This is a genomic window from Sphingomonas aliaeris (assembly GCF_016743815.1).
Classification (GTDB): Bacteria; Pseudomonadota; Alphaproteobacteria; order Sphingomonadales; family Sphingomonadaceae; genus Sphingomonas; species Sphingomonas aliaeris.
Window position 1 is genome coordinate 3423118 of record NZ_CP061035.1, and the last position, 18126, is coordinate 3441243.

The following is an 18126-nucleotide window of genomic DNA, read 5'->3' on the forward strand; positions in this document are numbered from 1 at the left end:
ACCATTCACCAGCGCATGATATATCCGGTGTCGGGTTTGGCGCGTCCGGCGACCAGATCGCGCCACACCTGCTGCAACGCATCGCTGCCCGACTGATGATCGATCTTCACCCAGGCATCGGCGTCGCCGACGAAGCCGGACCAGCGTGTCGCGACCGCCGACTGGAAGGCGTCCGGCCCGATTTCGCCGATCAAGGCCGCCGCCGCGTCGGGGGCGAAGAACCAGACCGGTTTGGGTCCTGCGGCCGGTGCGCCCTCGCTCTCGTCATGATGCGTCACGCCGACCTTCAGGACGTATGACAATTGTGGCCCGAGGCGAGCGGCCAATTGCGCGAGCAAGTGCGCATTGCCGGCGAAATCGACGACCATCGCGGTGCCGCCGATCTCCAGCGCGTCGAGCGTGTCGTAGGTCACGACGCGGTCGTACAGCCCGGTGCCCTCGACGAAGGACGCATTGCCGCTGCTGGTCAGGCCGGTCCGGGTCACGCCGGGACTGGCGGCGCGCATAACATGCGCCAGCCCCATCGCGGTCTTGCTGGAAGCGCTGGTCAGCATGACGGTGCTGGTCCCCTGCCAGTCGGCGCGGCGTTGCTGGTCCTCGATCAGGAAACTGGTGAGGAACAACGGTTCGAACAGCATGCGGGCATCCTCCCGCGCGGGATCATGCGACGGATCGGCGGCGAGGCGGCGATACTGGTTGTACACCACGGCCATCGCCTGGCGATGCGGCGCCATGTCGCGAAACATCCCCGCCGAAACCTTGCCCGGCTGGACGATCAGGTGCGTCGCCATCGGCAGATAGCCGTAGACCCGCTCCCCGACCGCGATGTCTGGGTGGCGCGACACCGCGACGCGTGCATGGCCCCAAACGGGAACGATCCCCCACCCTTCAGCGGCGGGAAAGAAATTCCAGTATTTCACGGTCTCGCCGACCACCGCATAGGTGACGTTGTTCGCGGTGAGCGAGAATGCCTCGATCTTCAGCACGATCTCGCCGTCCTGCGGTTCGGGCGCGATCGTATCGTTGATCGCGATCTGCTCCAGCGAATCGCGACGCACCATCATTTCGCGCTTGATCGGCATGGTCCGGCCTTTCGAAAGTTCGTGAGGATATTCGACTGGTCTAGACGACCGGGAGCGGGCGCGGCACCCCTGGCGGAGGCGTGATCCCGACAGCATCGCCCGGCCGGACGATCCCGCCGGTCACCACCACCGCCATCACGCCCGCCTTGCGGATCAGAGATCCGTCGGGCGCGCGATCCAGCGTCGCGGCCATCAATCCTTTCTGCAATCGGTCGATCTGGACGCACGGATTGCGCAGGCCAGTGACGCGCACGCTCGCCTCCGCGCCCAGCGACAGGATCGTGCCCTCCGGCAGATCGAGTAACGCGACGCCCCGTGTGGTGATGTTCTCGCCAAGCTCGCCCGGCGCAACCGCGAAACCCTTCGCGGCCAATTCGTCGAGCAATTCGCCGTGGATCAAGTGGACCTGGCGCAGGTTGGCCGCGTCCGGATCCTTCGCCTTGCGCGACAGGTGCTGGACGGTGACGCCCAGATGCGCATCGCCCTCGACGCCCAGCCCTGCGATCAGCCTGATCTCGTCGCGGCATATCTTGCCGAACCGGTGGGCATCATCCGACGCCGCCGCCTCGACGCGGGCTTGAGTTTCCGTCTTCATCGCAGGCCATAATGGCTCGCCAATCGGTCCAGCGCCAGCGTCAGCACGACACGCCCCGCGCGCGCGGGCCATCCGAGCGCCTTTTCTGCCGTCGGCAGCCCCTCGCACGCACAGACGACGCGCCACAGGACGTCGTTCAGCCCGGGTCCGACCGTATCGATCGCCGCGTCGAACCGCCGTTTCGCCGCGATCTGCGAAAGGGTGGGATCGAGGCCGGTCGTTCCGCCATCGACGCGTGCTTCCCATTGCATCGTGACGCGCGGGCCCAGCGCCGCCATCTCGTAATCGGCCCGCAGCCTTTCCCCCGCCTCGAACTGGCGCGCGTCGATCAGTTTGCGCGCACGCAGCCAGCCGAGCGGCGATTCGGCGAGATTGACCGTGACGCGGCGTCGCGCACTTCCCGGCATCGCCCGTTCCACCAAATCGCGCATCGTCCGTCTCCACCATCGATCGAGGCGAGCGCTTGCCATATCGTCATCTTTGTAGGACAGACGGGAACCGATCTGGTTAGGGATAGCATCATGATCACATCCATTCGCGAAGTGCGCCGCGCCAAGGGCATGACGCTGGACGATGTCGCCCGCGCCTGTCAGCCGCCGACGACCGCGCAGACGATCGGACGGCTGGAAACGGGAACGCGCACCGTATCGGTCGGATGGCTGAATCGGATCGCGGATGCGCTGGGCGTCGCGGCGGCCGACCTGGTCACCCTGCCCGACCGGAGCGGCATTCCGGTCGCGGCGATCCTCGATGCGGGCGGCGTCACTGCGCCGAAGCAGGCGATCCTGCTGACCCCGCCCGCCGCGACCCCGGGGCTGATTGCGATCACCGTCGCGGCGGGCACGGGCGACTATCGGCGCGGCGACGAGATCTGGTGCGAGACGATCGCGCCGGATCGCTATGCCAATGCGGTCAATCGCGACGTGCTGGTGCCACGCCCGGCGGGGCGGTTCGTGTTCGGGCGGCTGATCGGCCGTGATGGCGGAAAGCTGCACATCCTGCCGATGGAAGCCGGCGGCCGGCAGCAGGTGGTCAGCGATCCGCCCTGGATCGCGCCAGCGGTGAAGCTGGTCCGCTCGCTATAGGTCGCTGCCGACGGGAAGGGAGGGTGGTGGGCGATGACGGGCTCGAACCGCCGACATTCTCGGTGTAAACGAGACGCTCTACCAACTGAGCTAATCGCCCCCTGCGGCGCGATTCCCGGGGAATGCACCGCGTGGTTCGGCGCGCATGCCAAAAGCTGCGCCCGGTTGCAACCTTTCACGCGATCGGAAGGCCTGCGCGGCGGGCGGCGGAGCAATAGCCGCGCATGCCGGAACGGGCTTTTTCCGACAATTCCATGTAAGCGCGGCGGCGATCGAACGGATCGGGGACGCGAACGAACAGCTCGGCATCGGTCATCTTCCCGATCCAGCGAAGTGCGGTCGTGGGGGCGACGGCAGCGGCGATGCACAGCGACGAAACCGACACCTGAGCCCGCTCCAGTTCGGCAGCGTAGAGGTCGAGCAGCATGTCCCAGCCGGGATCCTCCAGCAGTCGCGGTTCGAAGAATTGCTGGCGCAGGCGGCGCGCGCGGATCGACTGTCGCAGATCGTGGGCGGTGACCGCCGCCCCGTTTGCGGCAGCGCCATCCGCCGGTGACATGCCGTAGCCCAATGCGCGATCGCCGACCTTCGTGCCGGGACGATCGGCCGGGGTAACATCGCTGCGTGTCAGCCGGGCGAGCGTCTCCGCGATCCGCGCGACCTCCTCGTTCAGGCGTCGCAAGCGGGAGGCTTCGGCGTCGCCCGCTTCGTTGACATGGCTGTCCAGCCGCATCGCCCCGGCGATCGTCAGCGCCGCGACCTGCTCCGCCATCGACGGGGCGACCAGCAGCTGGACGTGGCGACCGAAGACGGCGGCCGAAACGATATCGATCTGGTCGAGGTCGATGGCGGCGACGATCCGCGCGCCGTTATCCTGCGCGACATGGTCGATCATCGGCAACATGGCGTCGAGCGTCGTATCCGGAACGGTGCGGGTATCGATCGCAAGCAGGTCGATCGCGCCATGATCCCGCAAGCGATCCGCCGCGGCCCAGCCGTAGCGGTTGACGACACGGCATCCGGCGAGTTCGACCGCGTCGGCCGCCAGCCGTTCGGCCGTCAGACCATCGGCGATGACGATCGCGCCCGAACGCATGTCGTACCTGGTGTCGTGCATCTTCCCGTTCGCCGCCCGTTGCAAGTTCCGGCCAATCCCGCCTGTAGTGACCGAGTACGCAATTTACGGATTACAACGGCCCGAGATCGTGTCCGTTATGGCCGGACCGGACCAACGATAAGCTAAGTCACTGGGTTGACGAGGACGAAAGCGCCATTCCGGATCGATATCGCCGCCGATACGGCAGATCCGGACGGTTTGGGCCGGGTGACGGTGGCCCGGCCGCGCTATTCGAGGTTCTTCACGATCTCCTCGACCATCTTCTTCGCGTCGGCGAGAAGCATCATCGTATTGTCCATATAGAACACGTCGTTATCGACGCCGGCATAGCCCACGCCGCCCATGCTGCGCTTGATGAACAGCACCGTCTTGGCCTTCTCCACGTCGAGCACGGGCATGCCGTAGATGGGAGAAGTCTTGTCGGTCTTTGCCGCCGGATTGGTTACGTCGTTCGCACCGATGACGAACGCGACGTCGGTCTGCGCGAACTCGCCGTTGATATCCTCCAGCTCGAACACATCGTCATACGGCACGTTCGCCTCGGCGAGCAGCACGTTCATGTGTCCGGGCATGCGCCCCGCGACGGGGTGGATCGCATATTTCACGCGGACGCCGTGCGCCTTCAGCTTGTCGCCCATTTCACGCAGCGCATGCTGTGCCTGCGCCACCGCCATGCCGTAGCCGGGGACGATGATGATCTGTTCGGCCTGCTGCATCAGGAACGCCGCATCCTCGGCCGAACCACGCTTCCACGGGCGCTGTTCCTTGGCATCGCCGCCCGAAACGGCTGCTTCCGCGCCGAAACCGCCCGCGATCACGCTGATGAAGCTACGGTTCATCGCCTTGCACATGATGTAGCTGAGGATCGCGCCCGACGAACCGACCAGCGCGCCGGTGATGATCATCGCGCTGTTGTGAAGCGTAAAGCCCATCGCCGCCGCCGCCCAGCCGGAATAGCTGTTGAGCATGCTGACCACGACCGGCATGTCCGCCCCGCCGATCGGGATGATCAGCAGGAAGCCGATCGCGAAGCTGAGCGCGGTAATCGTCCAGAACACCCACGGGCTCTGATCCTGGGTGAAATAGCCGACCAGCCCGATGATCCCGGCCAGCACCGCCAGATTGAGGACATGGCGGCCGGGCAGCATGATCGGCTTGCCGCCCATATTGCCGTTGAGTTTCAGGAAGGCGATGACAGATCCGGAGAAGGTGATCGCACCGATCGCGATGCCGAGACCCATTTCGATCCGGCTGACCGTCAGGATCTGGCCGAATTCGTCGACGATGCCGAACGCCTGCGGATTGAGGAAGGCGGCGGCGGCTACGAGGACGGCGGCAAGACCCACGAGCGAGTGGAAGGCGGCGACGAGCTGCGGCATGTCGGTCATCGCGATGCGTTTCGCGGTGAGCAGGCCGATGACGCCGCCGAGCGCGATCGCGGCGAGGATTTCGAGCATCGTGACGTAATCGACGCGGGCGATGATCGCCGAATAATCGAACGCCGGAGTCGACCCGACGACGAGCAGGTCGATCATCGGAATATGCGTCAGCAGCGTCGTGACGACCGCGATCGTCATGCCGATCATGCCGTAGCGGTTGCCGCGCTGCGACGTGGCTGGCGACGACAGGCCACGTAGCGCGAGGATGAAGCACACGCCCGCGATGAGATACGCCAGCGACGCCCAAGGATTTACTGCAACGTGTTCCATCCTGCCCCCTTAACCGTCAGCCCGGCGAACCGGGATGCGGACCTTACTGTTTCGCCGCAGCCGCGGGCTTTTTCTTGTACATTGCCAGCATCCGCGCGGTGACCGCGAAGCCGCCGAAGATGTTGACGCTGGCCAGCACGACCGCGAGCAGGCCGAGCCATTTCGATGTCGCGCCCGTACCGCCGATCCCCGCCGCCGCGCTCGCGATCAGCGCGCCGACGATGATGACGCTGGAAATAGCGTTCGTCACCGCCATCAGGGGCGTGTGCAATGCCGGTGTCACCGACCAGACGACGTAATAGCCGACGAAGCAGGCCATGACGAAGATCGACAGGATGCTGATAAAGTCCATTCAGTCTCTCCGGAGGCGAAGTTCACACAAGGTCACACGGTATTGGCCCCGGTGCGACGCTGACGCCACCCCCCGAAGCCCCGTCAGGCCCGATGTCGCAAAAAACGCGTATGTAGGACAGGAAAGGCGCCATCGATCCGGCTACCGGTCCAGCTTCTGGGCGAGAAAGCCCTGAAGGCTGTGGATGTCGGTATTGCGGCCGACGCGGAACTCGATCGGATCGTGACCCGACAGATAGATGCTGAGTTCCGCATCCAGATCGAACGTGCCCGCGCTCTGGATCGAGAATGCGGTGATCGAGCGATACGGCACGGTCATATATTCGCGCTTGCTGCCGGTCAGCCCCTGCACGTTGATGTACAGCACGCGCCAGTTGGTGAACGCGATATAATCGCGCACCGTCTTGTAGCAGTAGAACACCGTCTCGCCATCGGTCAGCGCCTCGCGATGCTTCTCGATCAGTTCGCGCGGATCGGCTGCCGTGGCGTGGAGCAGGCCCATGCCTATCCGAGCAACCGCGCGTTTACGATCTTGCCGTCTTTGGTGAGGCGGATCGCGTCGCCGATCTCTTCGTCGAGCACGGGCTTGCCCGCCTCCTTATCCCAGAAGGCGCTGAGGAAGTTGAACAGGTTGCGGCTGAACAGGGCCGACGCATCCGCCGCCAAGCGGCCCGCGACGTTGCGGTGGCCGACGATCTTGACGCCGTTGACGGTGACGACTTCGCCCGCGACCGCGCCTTCGACGTTTCCGCCCGCCTCGACCGCGAGATCGACAATGACGCTGCCGGGGCGCATGCTGGCGACCTGCGCCGCGGAGATCAAACGGGGCGCGGGGCGGCCGGGGATCAACGCCGTCGTAATGACGATATCCTGCTTGGCGATGTGGCCGGACACGAGTTCGGCCTGCGCTGCCTGATATTCGGGCGACATTTCACCAGCGTAGCCGCCAGCGCCTTCGCCCTCGATGCCCTTGACGTTCTCCACGAAGATCGGCTTCGCGCCGAGCGACATGATCTGTTCCTTGGTCGCCGACCGCACGTCGGTGGCGGACACCTGCGCCCCCAGCCGTCGCGCGGTGGCGATCGCCTGGAGACCCGCCACGCCGACGCCCATGACGAAGACGCGCGCGGCGGACACGGTGCCCGCCGCCGTCATCATCATCGGGAAGGCGCGGCCATATTCCGCCGCGGCATCCAGCACCGCCTTGTAGCCGGCAAGGTTCGATTGCGACGACAGGATGTCCATCGACTGCGCGCGCGTGATGCGCGGCATGAATTCCATCGCCAGCGCCTCGACCCCGGCATCTGCATAGCCCTGGATCCGTGCGGGATCGGCGAAGGGGTTCAGGCTGGCCGCAAGCCACGCGCCGGGCGCGGCGCCGCCGATCGATGCCGGATCGGGCGACGAGACGGCGAGGATGATATCCGCGCCGGTCAGCGTCTCGGCCCGGCTGCCGAGCGTCGCCCCCGCGGCGGCATAATCCGCATCTGCAAAGGAAGCGGCCTCGCCTGCCCCCGCCTCGACCGCCAGCGTGGCGCCCAGGGCGATGAACTTCTTCACCGTTTCAGGGGTCGCGGCGACGCGGTTTTCACCGGTCGCCTGTTCTTTCAGGACCGCGATCTTCACCCGCGGCGCTTAGCGCGCGATCAGCCAGATCACCGCAGCGGCGATCACGGCACAGGCAACGGCACCCCATTTCAGCATACCGATGACCTGAAAATAGGTCTGTTCGTGCGCCTTCAGATCACCTTTGCCAGCCATTGCCTCTATCCCCAGAAAGCTTTTGTAGTGTCTCGCTTAGCCCGCAGGACCGCTCCCCTCAACCCCCTGTCCCCCATGTCCCTGATTGGGGCGGCTTAAGCTGGTCTTTACTCGCCGTGTGTAGGGGGGGTTGCTGCAACGGGGAACGGGACCAATAATGACGCGCAACGGACAGCGCCTGTTGATGCTGATCGACGACGAACCGGCCCAGCGCCGGCTGGTCGCGGCGATCGCCGCGCGCCGGGGCTGGCGCGCCGTGTTCGCCAATGACGGTGAAATGGCGATCGCGATCCTCGGTACTCAGGACGGCATGCAGCTGGATGCGATCCTGCTGGATCACTGGGCGCCCGAGGCGGATGCCGCCGCACTGATCGCCGATATCCGCGAACGGCGCCCCGCTTTGCCGCTGCTGATGCTGACCGCCAACGGATCGGTCGCGCAGGCGGTCGGCGCGATGCGCGCGGGTGCGACCGATTTCCTGGTCAAGCCGCTGGCCCCCGAACGCCTGTTGAGCGCGCTCGACGCAGCGGTGGCAGGCAAGAGCGCTGGCGAGTTGCGTCCTTTATCGGAGAAGATCCCCGCCTTGCTGGCGTTCGACGAGATCGTCGGATCGGCACCCGATTTCCGCGCGGCGCTGGCGATCGCGGCCAAGGCCGCCCGCGCGCGCGTCGCCGTGTTGCTGGAGGGCGAAAGCGGCGTCGGCAAGGAAGTCGTCGCGGAGGCGGTGCATGCCGCCAGCCCGCGCGCGAAGAAGCCGATGGTCACGGTCAATTGCGGTGCGCTGCCGCCCAACCTGATCGAATCCGAATTGTTTGGGCATGAAAAGGGCGCGTTTACCGGGGCGTTCGAACGCAAGATCGGGCGATTCCAGGAAGCGGACGGCGGCACGATCTTCCTCGACGAAGTGGGCGAAATGCCGCTCGAGGCGCAGGTCAAGCTGCTGCGCGTGCTGCAGAATGGCGATATCCAGCCGATCGGCGCGCGGCATGCCCGCGAAGTCGACGTGCGGGTCATCGCCGCGACGAACAAACGGCTGATCGAGGAAGTCGAGGCGGGCCGGTTTCGCGAGGATCTGTATTACCGGCTGAACGTGGTGCAGGTTACGATCCCGCCGCTGCGCGACCGGATCGCCGATATCCCTGCGCTCACCCGCCACCTGCTCGCGCGGGTCGCGCAGCAACCGGGGCTGCGGCCGCTGGGGATCACCGACGACGCGCTGGACCTGCTCGGCAGCTATGACTGGCCGGGCAATGTCCGCCAGTTGCAGAACGCGTTGTTCCGGGCCGCCGTGCTGTGCGACGGCGATGCGCTGACCCGGGCGGATTTCCCGCAGATCGCGGCACTGGGCGCCGCCCGCCACGTCACGCCCGTTCCGTCGCCGATGGCGACCTCGGGCGGGGTGACCTTATTCCATGCGGACGGCAATCTGCGCGCACTGGAAGAGATCGAGGCGGACGTCATCCGCCTCGCGATCGGCCATTATCGCGGGCGCATGACCGAAGTGGCCCGCCGGCTGGGGATCGGCCGCTCGACCCTGTACCGCAAGCTCGGCGAACTCGGGATCGACAACGCCGCCGCCTGAGCCGTGGCTACCACAACACGCCGCTGACCGGCACGACCGGCTGCGGCGCGGGATCGCCCAGCGCCTCCAGCAAATCGATTTCGATCGTGCGCGTCATCGCCGTCAGCGGAACGTCGTGCAGCTTGCCCGCGAACGGATCGACCAGATCGTCGCCGATCTGCAGCACCGCCAGGAACATCAGCCCCGCGACGGTGGATCCGATCGGCGTTGCGATGCCGAGGGTTTCGACGAGGCCGATGGGGAGGAGGAGGCAGAACAAACGTGTGAAGAAGGTGGGGAAGAAGCGGTACTGATTGGGCAGCGGCGTATTCTTCAGCCGCTCCATTCCGCCCTGCGCATTGGCGATGTCGACCAGGATATCCTCCATCGCCGCCTGCTGCATCGTGTCGATCCAGCCCTGCGCGCGGGCATGATCGATCCGCCGCCCGGTGCCGTCGAGGATACCGTTCGCCTTGTTCGTCCGCGCGGCGGCGGGGGCGGCCTCGTCGGGCGAGAGGAAACGGTTGAGTTCGAACGACGTATCCTGCCGCCGCAACTGGCAGCGCAAGACGTGGACATAGGTGATCTGCCGCAGGAGGATCGCGCGCTGGAGATCGCGTGCCTCCTCGTCCGGCAGATAGCTGCGCGCGGTGCGGGCGAGGTTGCGCGAGGCGTTGATCATCGCGCCCCACAGCACGCGGCCTTCCCACCAGCGCTGATAGGCGGACGTGTCGCGAAAGCCGAGGAACAGCGCCAGCGCCGAACCGAACAGCGTCAGCGGCAAGGACGGCGCGGTCAGTGGATAATAGAAATAGGCGACCGTCACCGCCACGTCCCAGATGAACAGAGCGGTCAACGGCCGCCAGACGTTCGCAACGATATGCCGCACGCGCGGCACTGCATCCACGATCATGTATTTCCCCCTATTGGCGCCGCAGGAACGCAGAAAACGCCCAAGGGATGCATCTTCAGCCGACCAGTGCCTGGTCCTTCAACCCCCGCCAGACGCGGATCGCCTGCGCCGTTTCGGCCACGTCGTGGACGCGGAGCAGCTGGACGCCCGCCTCGACTCCTTTCAGCGCCAGCGCGACCGATCCGCCAAGCCGTTGATCCGCCGGGGCTTCGTTCGACAGCGCGCCGATCATCCGCTTCCGGCTGGCGCCGAGCATGATCGGGCAGCCGAGCCCGTGGAAGAGTGCGAGGCCGTTCAGCAGCGCGAGATTATCCGATAAACTTTTTCCGAAACCGATGCCCGGATCGACCAGAATCCGCGATCGATCGACCCCGGCGGCGACCGCTGCGGCGACGCGCGCCTCCAGCCAGTCGAACACGTTGGTCAGCACGTGGCGGTAATTGCCGTCGCCATGCGGGCCCTTTGCGGGATCGGGCGAATGCATCAGGATCACCGGGCATCCGGCCTGCGCGACGATGCCGAGCGCGCGATCGTCCCACATCAAGGCGGACACGTCGTTGACGATGTGCGCGCCCGCCGCGAGCGCCGCCTCCATCACCGCGGCCTTGCGCGTATCGACGGAGATGAGCGAACCGCTGCCCGCGAGCCGTTCGATGACGGGCACGACCCGCTTGATTTCGTCACCTTCCCAGACGAGCTGCGCCTTGGGCCGGGTCGATTCGCCGCCGACGTCGATCAGGGCGGCCCCGGCGACGGTCATGTCGAACCCGGCGGCGGCGGCAAGCGCGGGATCGTCGCCCCGCGCACCGCCGTCCGAAAAGCTGTCCGGCGTGACGTTCAGTATTCCGGCGATGGCCGGCTGGTCGAAGCGCAAGGTCCGGTCGCCGAGCGTGAGCGGTGCGCGCGGGGGACGTGATCGCGCGGTGCAGGCGGGTCGCGCGGTCGTTGCCCCCCAGCATGCGATCGAAGTCCGCGATCGGCACGGTGCGGCGCGTGCCGTCCGCGATCACCTCATAAGCGGCGAACCACTGCATCCCGCCGGCAAGCCGCGCGACCGAGCCGTCGGGCAGGCCGATCGGTGTGTCCACGAACTGGATCGGGCGGAGGTGGAATTTGGTCATTGGCCCATTATCCGTTCGTTTCGAGCGAAGTCGAGAAACCGGCCCCGATTACCTGTTTCTCGACTACGCTCGAAACGAACGGAGGGCTGGAACGAAGGGCCACACGACCGTGAGCCGGGTGGCCCGTAATCGTCAGGGCTGCGTCGCCAGCAGATATTGCTGACGCAGCGTGTCGATCGGCTTCAGTCCGTTGGGCGTCTCGTAATGCCAGAAGGTCCATCCGTTGCACGCGGGCGCGTTCTGCAGGACGGAGCCGAGCTTGTGGATCGACCCGGTCTGGTCGCCCGACAGGACGGAGCCGTCGGCGCGCACGGTGACGCTGTAGCGGCGCTTGGCATCGACCAGCACGGCGCCCGCGGTAAGCAGGCCGTTCTCCACGATCGTGCCGAACGCGACGCGTGGCGCGGCCTTGGGGCTCTGCATCGTGGTCAATGCGGATTCATCGAGCGGGAGCGCCGCGTCGATCCGTTCCTGCGCCGCCGCCACGTACAGCGTCTCGCGCTCGATCCCGATCCAGCGCCGGCCGAGCCGCTTCGCCACCGCACCCGTCGTGCCGGTGCCGAAGAACGGATCGAGTACGACGTCGCCGGGTTTCGTGCAGGCGAGCAGGATACGATAGATGAGCGCTTCCGGCTTCTGCGTCGGATGAACCTTCACCCCGTCCTTCTTCAACCTTTCCTGTCCGCCGCAGATCGGGAATTCCCAATCGCTGCGCATCTGCAGTTCGTCGTTCAACGTCTTCATGCTGCGATAGTTGAACGTGTAGCGCGCCTTTTCGCCCATCGACGCCCAGATCAGCGTCTCATGCGCGTTGGTGAAGCGCGTGCCCTTGAAATTGGGCATCGGATTGGCCTTGCGCCAGACGATGTCGTTGAGGATCCAATAGCCCAGATCCTGGATCGCCGCGCCGACCTTGTAGATGTTGTGATAGCTGCCGATCACCCAGATCGCGCCATTGTCCTTCAGGATGCGCTTCGCCTCGAACAGCCATTCGCGGGTGAAGCGATCATAGGCGCTGAGCGAATCGAACTTGTCCCAATCGTCGGTGACGGCGTCGACATGGCTGCCGTCGGGGCGCGACAGATCACCGCCCAACTGAAGATTGTAGGGCGGATCGGCGAAGATCAGGTCGACCGACTTGGCGGGCAGCGCGCGCATCGTCGCGATGCATTCGCCCATCAGGATCTGGTCCAGCGGCAGCGTTTCGAACGCCAGCGCAGGCGCCTCCGCAACGGACGCGGGTGCGCTTTCGCGGACCTTGTCGATAACCCCCATGAATCACATCCCCGTCGTTAACGCGGCCACTCCTGCGGATGTGGGGACTCCGGTCAAGCGAACTTTGGTTAATGGGATTCCGGGCGGACTCGTTGTCGAAGCGGAACATTCTGGCACCGTCGCCAGATGTTGAGTCCAGAGTTATCCACAGGCCCCAAGCACTGGTGTGTGGCGAAAAAGACTCAACCCGCCGAGGATCGCGTCAGAAATCGAAACCCGCCTGCGCGACGGGGGCGAAGCTGCGCCGGTGAATCGGCGACGGGCCATGTTCGCGCAGCGCCGCGAGGTGCGTGCGCGATCCGTAACCCTTGTTGGTGTGCCAGCCATAATGCGGAAAAGCCTCCGCATGAGTGAGCATGATCGTGTCGCGCGTATGCTTGGCGACGATCGAGGCGGCGGCGATCGACAGGCTGATCGCGTCGCCGGAGACGATCGCGGTGGCGGCATGGCTCCAGCGCGGCAGGCGGTTGCCGTCGACCAGCACGTGGCCGGGCGCGCAGCCGTCGCGAATCAGCGCCTCGACCGCCAGCGTCATCGCCTTCATCGTCGCCCAATAGATATTGAGGCTGTCGATCTCGTCCGCCTCGACGATCCCGACGCCGATCTGCGCGCAGCCCCGCAGCCGATCGTGCAGCCGGGTGCGTTCGACATGGGACAGCTTCTTCGAATCGTCGATCCCGCGCGGCACACCCTTGGCCGGCAGGATGACGGCGGCGGCGACGACGGGTCCGGCCAGCGGACCGCGCCCCGCCTCGTCCACGCCCGCAACGGGGGCGAGGCAGAGTTTTTCATGGCGCAAACTGGGGCGGAACGGGCGGGTCACCGGATGTCCGTTACCGATTGCTGGCCCATCGGGCCATGCCCTTTGCCGAAGCCGGGGGCGGCCTGCAGCGCGCGGCGGACGAAGCGGATCGCGCGGGCGACGGCATCGGGCAGGTCCATCCCCTGCCCCAGCCCGGTTGCGATCGCGCTGGCGAGCGTGCAGCCGGTGCCGTGCGTGCTGGTGGTGTCGATGCGGGGGGCGGACCAGCGCGCGGTTTCGCCGGCGGGGGCATAGAGAATGTCGGTGACGTCGGTGGTTTCGGTGTGACCGCCCTTGACCAGGATCGTTGTGCCAAATCGGCGTGCCAACTCCATTCCCGCCCGTGCTGAGCCTGTCGAAGCACTGTGCTTTTCTCTAGCGTCCGGTCGGAGGGACGGTGCTTCGACAGGCTCAGCACGAACGGTGGAGGGATGATCGCTACTAGATGCGAGCGCGGCACTCAGCGCCTCCAGTTCGGGAAGGTTCGGCGTCACCACGCTGGCGATCCGCATCAGCCGTTCGAACGCGGCGATCGTATCCTCGTCCGCCAGCACCGATCCGCTGGTCGCGACCATGACGGGATCGAACACGATCGGGACGTTCAGTCCGGCCAGCCGCTCCGCCACGGCGTGCGCGGTCGCGGCCGATCCGATCATGCCGATCTTCACCGCATCCACGCCGATATCGGAGACGCACGATTCGATCTGCGCCAGCACGATATCGGTCGGGACCATGTGTACCGCCTGCACGCCCAGAGTATTCTGCGCTGTGATCGCGGTGATCGCGGTCATGGCATGGCCGCCGAGCATCGTGATCGTCTTGATATCCGCCTGAATGCCCGCGCCACCGCCCGAATCCGAGCCGGCGACGATCAGGATGCGTGGTGGCGTGCGGGATGCGGCCACCGGATCAGCCCTTGAAGTAGCGCACGGTCGAGGCGGGATTGGCGGACAATGCCTTGCCGGTCCGCGCCGGGCGATCCAGCAGTTCGCCGCCGCAATTGGGGCAGCGTTCGTCCAGCGCATCGGCGCAGTCCGCGCAGAAGGTGCATTCGAACGAGCAGATGAACGCACCGGGCGCCTGCGCGGGCAGGTCGGTTCCGCATCGTTCGCAATCGGGGCGCATGTCTAGCATTGTAGGATCTTCTTCTCCCCTCCCGCTTGCGGGAGGGGTCGGGGAGGGCCGGGGCGATCAGGGATCGTAGCGTGTTTCTCATGCCCTCCCCCAGCCCCTCCCGCAAGCGGGAGGGGAGTTTAGAAGGGCGTCCTCTCGCGAGCGGGAAGGAGCGAGAAGGGAAGCCCTCGCTCCACGTCCGTCATTCCCGCGTAGGCGGGAATCTATATTCTCAGCCGCCGGTGATCATCTTCAAGCATCGGAGACTTTGGATTCCCGCCTTCGCGGGAATGACGGCGATCCTGGCAATCCGGGACCACGCAACGCGCAGCCCGACCCAAAATCACTCCGCCGCCACCCGCACCGCGTCGCAGATGCGGTCGACCAGTCGCGTGACCTGCGCGGCGTCGTCGCCTTCGGCCATGACGCGGATGACGGGTTCGGTGCCCGAGGGGCGGATCACGAGCCGCCCCTTGCCGATCAATTCCGCCTCCGCCTCCGCGATCACCGCCTGTACGGCGTCGGCCTCCAGCGGTTTGCCGCCCTTGAAGCGCACGTTCTTGAGCAATTGTGGCAGCGGTTCGAACCGGTGGAGCAGTTCGCTCGCCGGTGCCTTGGCCCAGGCGAGTTCGGCGAGCACCTGCAACGCCGCGACCAGGCCGTCGCCCGTCGTCGCATAATCGGACAGGATGATGTGGCCGCTCTGTTCGCCGCCGACATTATAGCCTTGCGCGCGCATCGCCTCCAGCACGTGGCGATCGCCGACCGCGGTGCGGATCATGCCGATTCCCTGCGCTGCCAGATGCCGTTCCAGCCCGAGGTTCGACATCACGGTCGCGACCAGCCCGTCGTTCCGGAGCCGGCCGGCGCGGGCATAGCCGGTGGCGATCGTCGCCATCAGCTGGTCGCCGTCAACGACATGGCCCTGTTCGTCGACCACGATCAGCCGGTCCGCATCGCCGTCGAGCGCGATGCCGAGATGCGCGCCCGAGGCGACCACCGTCTCGCACAGCAGGCCAGGCGCTGTCGATCCGACGCCGTCGTTGATGTTCTTGCCGTTGGGCGTGACGCCGAGCGTGATCACCTCCGCGCCGAGTTCCCACAAGGCGGAGGGCGCGACCTGATATCCCGCGCCGTTCGCGCAATCGACGACGATCTTGAACCCGTCGAGCGTCAGATCTTCCGGGAAAGTCGATTTGGCGAAGTGGATATAGCGGCCCTGCGCATCCTCGACGCGGCGCGCGCGGCCGATTTCCGGCGGGGCGGCGAGCGGGATCTCGCCGTTTTCAGCGCCGTCGATTAGCGCCTCGATCGCGCGCTCGTCCTCGTCGCTGAGCTTGTAGCCGTCCGGCCCGAACAGCTTGATGCCATTGTCGCCGTACGGATTGTGGCTGGCCGAGATCATCACGCCCATGTCGGCGCGCATCGACTGGGTCAGCATCGCGACCGCGGGCGTCGGCATCGGCCCGAGCAGGACGACGTCCATCCCGACGCTGGTGAACCCCGCGACCATCGCATTTTCAAGCATATAGCCGGACAGGCGCGTATCCTTGCCGATCACGACGCGGTGGCGGTGATCGCCGCGCCGGAAGTGCGCGCCGGCCGCCATCCCGACCTTCATCGCCATCGCCGCGGTCATGTTCGCGCCGTTGGTCACGCCACGAATGCCGTCAGTCCCGAAATATTTTCTTGCCATTTCCCGGCTTCCCGTCCGCTATGTGCGCGCATTCTAACGTCTATCAGTCATATCGCCATATCGAAGGATCTGCATGTCGCAAGCCACCCGTATCCTGCTCGCGCTGGTCGTGGGGCTGATCGCCGGCATCGCGCTGGCCGCCTATGCCGCCGGATCGGTGGACGGCGTGGTCGCGGTGGCGCAGCCGGTCGGCACTGCCTGGCTTAACGCGTTGCAGATGACGATCGTGCCGCTGGTGGTCGCATTGCTGATCACCGGCGTGGCGGCGACGGCGGAAGCGGCGCAGGCGGGGCGGCTCGCCGGGCGGGCGATCGCGATGTACGTCACGATCCTGTTCCTTTCCGCGGTATCGGCGGCGATCCTGACGCCTTTGTTCCTCGAAATCGTGCCGCTGCCGGTCAGAATCGGCCGCCCGGTTGCGCGCCGCGATGACCGGCGTCGCTGCGGTCGGCCCCGTCCCCCGCTGGGCGATTTCCTGGCGGCGGTGATCCCGTCCAACGTCGTCAAGGCAGCGTCGGAGAGCGCGTTCCTGTCGCTGATCATCTTCGCGTTGATCTTCGCCTTCGCAATGGCGCGCATCGCCACCGACCTGCGCACGCTGCTGACGAATTTCTTCATCGCGGTGCGCGAGACGATGCTGGTGGTGATCGAATGGGTGCTGTGGGTCGGCCCGGTCGGCGTGTTCGCGCTGGCGCTGGTGGTCGGTGCGAAGGCAGGCACGGGCGCGTTCGGGGCGCTGGTCCATTATATCCTGACGATCATGGCGGTCGGGCTGACCGTATCGGCCTGCGCCTATCCGCTGGCGGTGTTCGGCGGACGGATCGGGCTGGGGCGCTACGTCAAGGCGGCGTTGCCGGCGCAGGCGGTGGCGATCAGCACGCAAAGCTCGCTCGCGTCGCTGCCGGCGATGGTCGAGGGGGCGAGCGAATTGGGCGTGCCCGTGACGACATCCGGCGTCACGTTGCCGCTGGCCGTGGCGATCTTCCGCGCGACCGGGCCTGCTATGAACTTCGCGGTGGCGATTTATGTCGCGGTCTGGTTCGACGTACCACTGACCGCGGGCACGCTGGCGGTCGGCGCGGTCGTGGCCACGCTGACCTCGTTGGGGTCGGTCAGCCTGCCCGGGACGGTCAGCTATGTCAGCGCGATCGCGCCCGTCGCGTCGGCGATCGGCGCGCCGGTCGCGCCGTTGGGCCTGCTGGTCGCAGTGGAGACGATGCCCGATATCGTGCGGACATTGGGCAACGTGATGATGGACCTTGCGACGACCGTCACGCTGTCGCGGCGGCGCGGCGGCGGCGCGGGCTTACCAGAGGCGCCGCACGCCGAAGCGGTCGAACAGGGTCTCGTTGGACACCAGTAGAGCCTGTTCGACCTGCGCCTGAGCGATCAGCAGGCGGTCGAAGGGGTCGCGGTGATCGAACGGGAGCAGCCCGGCAGCGTCGGCATGGGCCACCGTAATGTCCAACGTCGCAAACCCTTGCGCGGGCACGATGGTCGAGAGGCGCCCGGCGATCCCGGCCATGTCGGGAAGTTTTCCGATGCGGTATTTCGTCGCGATCTCCATCGCCGAAACGGCGCTTACCAGAACGACATTTTCGTCATCATCGATGGCCTCGCGAGCGGACGGGCTCAATCTCGTATTGCCGAGCAGGAACCAGATCAGCGCATGAGTATCGAGGAGGAGCCTCATTTACCCTCCCAGGCCGCGAGTTCCTCCTCCGGCAGAGGTTCGAAGAAGCGGTCGTCGATCGCAAACTGGCCCTTCATCGCGCCGAACACGCGCTTGGGTTTGGCATCGACTGGCACAAGCTTGACCTGCGGCTTGTCCCCGCGGGCGATGACGATTTCCTCGCCGGCGAGTGCGCGGGCGACCAGGCTCGACAGATGCGTCTTCGCCTCGTGCATTTTCACCGTCGTCGCCATTTGAGTCTCCTTAGCTAAG

At 66.1% G+C, this 18126-nt stretch carries 20 protein-coding genes, 1 tRNA gene and 1 pseudogene; 3 read left to right on the top strand and 19 right to left on the bottom strand.

The annotated features are described in order from the left end of the window. Nucleotides 1–5: 5 nt before the first annotated feature. The 3 genes from H5J25_RS16185 to H5J25_RS16195 are packed head-to-tail and all read right to left on the bottom strand — an operon-like array spanning nt 6 to nt 2108. Nucleotides 6–1082 (bottom strand): DUF2855 family protein, encoded by a 1077-nt coding sequence (locus tag H5J25_RS16185; protein ID WP_202092856.1) that lies wholly within the window; start codon nt 1080–1082, stop codon nt 6–8. 40 nt (nt 1083–1122) lie between these two features. Continuing rightward, on the bottom strand, nt 1123–1677 hold the full coding sequence (locus H5J25_RS16190) for an MOSC domain-containing protein (RefSeq protein WP_202092858.1): 555 nt from the start codon (nt 1675–1677) through the stop codon (nt 1123–1125). Next, on the bottom strand, nt 1674–2108 hold the full coding sequence (locus H5J25_RS16195; protein ID WP_202092860.1) for a DUF6456 domain-containing protein: 435 nt from the start codon (nt 2106–2108) through the stop codon (nt 1674–1676). Before H5J25_RS16195 ends, H5J25_RS16190 begins: the two co-directional genes overlap by 4 nt. 90 nt (nt 2109–2198) lie before the next feature. Between H5J25_RS16195 and H5J25_RS16200 the strand changes: the two genes are divergently transcribed. Beyond that, on the top strand, nt 2199–2762 hold the full coding sequence (locus tag H5J25_RS16200; RefSeq protein ID WP_202092862.1) for a helix-turn-helix domain-containing protein: 564 nt from the start codon (nt 2199–2201) through the stop codon (nt 2760–2762). 24 nt (nt 2763–2786) lie between these two features. Here the strand turns inward: H5J25_RS16200 and H5J25_RS16205 are convergent. From H5J25_RS16205 to H5J25_RS16235, 7 genes are all read right to left on the bottom strand, one after another. Further along, nucleotides 2787–2862 (bottom strand) — tRNA-Val (locus H5J25_RS16205). A 75-nt stretch (nt 2863–2937) separates the two neighbouring features. Further along, the gene (locus H5J25_RS16210; protein WP_202092864.1) at nt 2938–3879 is read right to left on the bottom strand and encodes a MarR family winged helix-turn-helix transcriptional regulator; all 942 of its coding nucleotides are present in this window, start codon (nt 3877–3879) and stop codon (nt 2938–2940) included. A gap of 227 nt (nt 3880–4106) precedes the next feature. Next, on the bottom strand, nt 4107–5588 hold the full coding sequence (locus H5J25_RS16215) for an NAD(P)(+) transhydrogenase (Re/Si-specific) subunit beta (protein ID WP_202092866.1): 1482 nt from the start codon (nt 5586–5588) through the stop codon (nt 4107–4109). A gap of 43 nt (nt 5589–5631) precedes the next feature. Continuing rightward, on the bottom strand, nt 5632–5940 hold the full coding sequence (locus H5J25_RS16220; RefSeq protein ID WP_202092868.1) for a proton-translocating transhydrogenase family protein: 309 nt from the start codon (nt 5938–5940) through the stop codon (nt 5632–5634). 141 nt (nt 5941–6081) lie between these two features. Beyond that, the gene (locus tag H5J25_RS16225) at nt 6082–6441 is read right to left on the bottom strand and encodes a PH domain-containing protein (RefSeq protein ID WP_202092869.1); all 360 of its coding nucleotides are present in this window, start codon (nt 6439–6441) and stop codon (nt 6082–6084) included. 2 nt (nt 6442–6443) lie between these two features. Then, complete coding sequence (locus tag H5J25_RS16230; RefSeq protein ID WP_202092870.1) at nt 6444–7565, bottom strand: NAD(P) transhydrogenase subunit alpha; 1122 nt, start codon at nt 7563–7565, stop codon at nt 6444–6446. A gap of 9 nt (nt 7566–7574) precedes the next feature. Further along, on the bottom strand, nt 7575–7700 hold the full coding sequence (locus H5J25_RS16235) for an aa3-type cytochrome c oxidase subunit IV (protein ID WP_202092871.1): 126 nt from the start codon (nt 7698–7700) through the stop codon (nt 7575–7577). Nucleotides 7701–7857: 157 nt separating this feature from the next. Here H5J25_RS16235 and H5J25_RS16240 point away from each other — a divergent pair, with 157 nt between their 5' ends. Beyond that, complete coding sequence (locus H5J25_RS16240) at nt 7858–9282, top strand: sigma-54-dependent transcriptional regulator (protein WP_202092872.1); 1425 nt, start codon at nt 7858–7860, stop codon at nt 9280–9282. A 7-nt stretch (nt 9283–9289) separates the two neighbouring features. On the opposite strand, the gene H5J25_RS16245 is transcribed toward H5J25_RS16240, so the two are convergent. From H5J25_RS16245 to glmM, 7 genes and pseudogenes are all read right to left on the bottom strand, one after another. Beyond that, on the bottom strand, nt 9290–10174 hold the full coding sequence (locus H5J25_RS16245; protein WP_202092873.1) for a bestrophin family protein: 885 nt from the start codon (nt 10172–10174) through the stop codon (nt 9290–9292). Nucleotides 10175–10229: 55 nt separating this feature from the next. Continuing rightward, nucleotides 10230–11295: pseudogene (folP, locus tag H5J25_RS16250) on the bottom strand (dihydropteroate synthase). A gap of 132 nt (nt 11296–11427) precedes the next feature. Beyond that, a complete protein-coding gene (locus H5J25_RS16255; protein ID WP_318781328.1) occupies nt 11428–12570 on the bottom strand; it encodes a site-specific DNA-methyltransferase in 1143 nt (380 codons plus the stop codon). Between the two features lie 202 nt (nt 12571–12772). Then, on the bottom strand, nt 12773–13393 hold the full coding sequence (locus H5J25_RS16260) for a ribonuclease HII (RefSeq protein WP_225883187.1): 621 nt from the start codon (nt 13391–13393) through the stop codon (nt 12773–12775). Next, nucleotides 13390–14277, bottom strand: coding sequence for a bifunctional hydroxymethylpyrimidine kinase/phosphomethylpyrimidine kinase (thiD, locus tag H5J25_RS16265; RefSeq protein ID WP_202096497.1), 888 nt, complete (start codon nt 14275–14277; stop codon nt 13390–13392). The genes H5J25_RS16260 and thiD overlap by 4 nt, the downstream gene beginning before the upstream one ends. 4 nt (nt 14278–14281) lie before the next feature. Next, on the bottom strand, nt 14282–14506 hold the full coding sequence (locus H5J25_RS16270; RefSeq protein ID WP_202092874.1) for a DUF1272 domain-containing protein: 225 nt from the start codon (nt 14504–14506) through the stop codon (nt 14282–14284). A 322-nt stretch (nt 14507–14828) separates the two neighbouring features. Beyond that, nucleotides 14829–16181 (bottom strand): phosphoglucosamine mutase, encoded by a 1353-nt coding sequence (gene glmM / locus H5J25_RS16275; protein ID WP_202092875.1) that lies wholly within the window; start codon nt 16179–16181, stop codon nt 14829–14831. A gap of 73 nt (nt 16182–16254) precedes the next feature. Between glmM and H5J25_RS16280 the strand changes: the two genes are divergently transcribed. Continuing rightward, on the top strand, nt 16255–17544 hold the full coding sequence (locus tag H5J25_RS16280) for a dicarboxylate/amino acid:cation symporter (RefSeq protein ID WP_202092876.1): 1290 nt from the start codon (nt 16255–16257) through the stop codon (nt 17542–17544). Here H5J25_RS16280 and H5J25_RS16285 read toward each other — a convergent pair. Together H5J25_RS16285 and H5J25_RS16290 are read right to left on the bottom strand one after the other, a co-directional pair. Beyond that, complete coding sequence (locus H5J25_RS16285) at nt 17488–17874, bottom strand: type II toxin-antitoxin system VapC family toxin (protein WP_202092878.1); 387 nt, start codon at nt 17872–17874, stop codon at nt 17488–17490. The genes H5J25_RS16280 and H5J25_RS16285 overlap by 57 nt on opposite strands. Then, nucleotides 17871–18107, bottom strand: coding sequence for a type II toxin-antitoxin system Phd/YefM family antitoxin (locus H5J25_RS16290; protein ID WP_202092880.1), 237 nt, complete (start codon nt 18105–18107; stop codon nt 17871–17873). The genes H5J25_RS16285 and H5J25_RS16290 overlap by 4 nt, the downstream gene beginning before the upstream one ends. Nucleotides 18108–18126: the final 19 nt, after the last annotated feature.

Excerpts from the sequence above, each read along its gene's own strand:
- H5J25_RS16225 (WP_202092869.1), bottom strand. The coding sequence starts at position 6,441 with ATGGGCCTGCTCCACGCCACGGCAGCCGATCCGCGCGAACTGATCGAG.
- H5J25_RS16200 (WP_202092862.1), top strand. The coding sequence starts at position 2,199 with ATGATCACATCCATTCGCGAAGTGCGCCGCGCCAAGGGCATGACGCTG.
- H5J25_RS16190 (WP_202092858.1), bottom strand. The coding sequence starts at position 1,677 with ATGAAGACGGAAACTCAAGCCCGCGTCGAGGCGGCGGCGTCGGATGAT.
- H5J25_RS16210 (WP_202092864.1), bottom strand. The coding sequence starts at position 3,879 with ATGCACGACACCAGGTACGACATGCGTTCGGGCGCGATCGTCATCGCC.
- H5J25_RS16285 (WP_202092878.1), bottom strand. The coding sequence starts at position 17,874 with ATGAGGCTCCTCCTCGATACTCATGCGCTGATCTGGTTCCTGCTCGGC.
- H5J25_RS16240 (WP_202092872.1), top strand. The coding sequence starts at position 7,858 with ATGACGCGCAACGGACAGCGCCTGTTGATGCTGATCGACGACGAACCG.
- H5J25_RS16255 (WP_318781328.1), bottom strand. The coding sequence starts at position 12,570 with ATGGGGGTTATCGACAAGGTCCGCGAAAGCGCACCCGCGTCCGTTGCG.
- glmM (WP_202092875.1), bottom strand. The coding sequence starts at position 16,181 with ATGGCAAGAAAATATTTCGGGACTGACGGCATTCGTGGCGTGACCAAC.
- H5J25_RS16245 (WP_202092873.1), bottom strand. The coding sequence starts at position 10,174 with ATGATCGTGGATGCAGTGCCGCGCGTGCGGCATATCGTTGCGAACGTC.
- H5J25_RS16185 (WP_202092856.1), bottom strand. The coding sequence starts at position 1,082 with ATGCCGATCAAGCGCGAAATGATGGTGCGTCGCGATTCGCTGGAGCAG.
- H5J25_RS16195 (WP_202092860.1), bottom strand. The coding sequence starts at position 2,108 with ATGCGCGATTTGGTGGAACGGGCGATGCCGGGAAGTGCGCGACGCCGC.
- H5J25_RS16270 (WP_202092874.1), bottom strand. The coding sequence starts at position 14,506 with ATGCTAGACATGCGCCCCGATTGCGAACGATGCGGAACCGACCTGCCC.
- H5J25_RS16280 (WP_202092876.1), top strand. The coding sequence starts at position 16,255 with ATGTCGCAAGCCACCCGTATCCTGCTCGCGCTGGTCGTGGGGCTGATC.
- H5J25_RS16235 (WP_202092871.1), bottom strand. The coding sequence starts at position 7,700 with ATGGCTGGCAAAGGTGATCTGAAGGCGCACGAACAGACCTATTTTCAG.
- H5J25_RS16215 (WP_202092866.1), bottom strand. The coding sequence starts at position 5,588 with ATGGAACACGTTGCAGTAAATCCTTGGGCGTCGCTGGCGTATCTCATC.
- H5J25_RS16220 (WP_202092868.1), bottom strand. The coding sequence starts at position 5,940 with ATGGACTTTATCAGCATCCTGTCGATCTTCGTCATGGCCTGCTTCGTC.
- H5J25_RS16290 (WP_202092880.1), bottom strand. The coding sequence starts at position 18,107 with ATGGCGACGACGGTGAAAATGCACGAGGCGAAGACGCATCTGTCGAGC.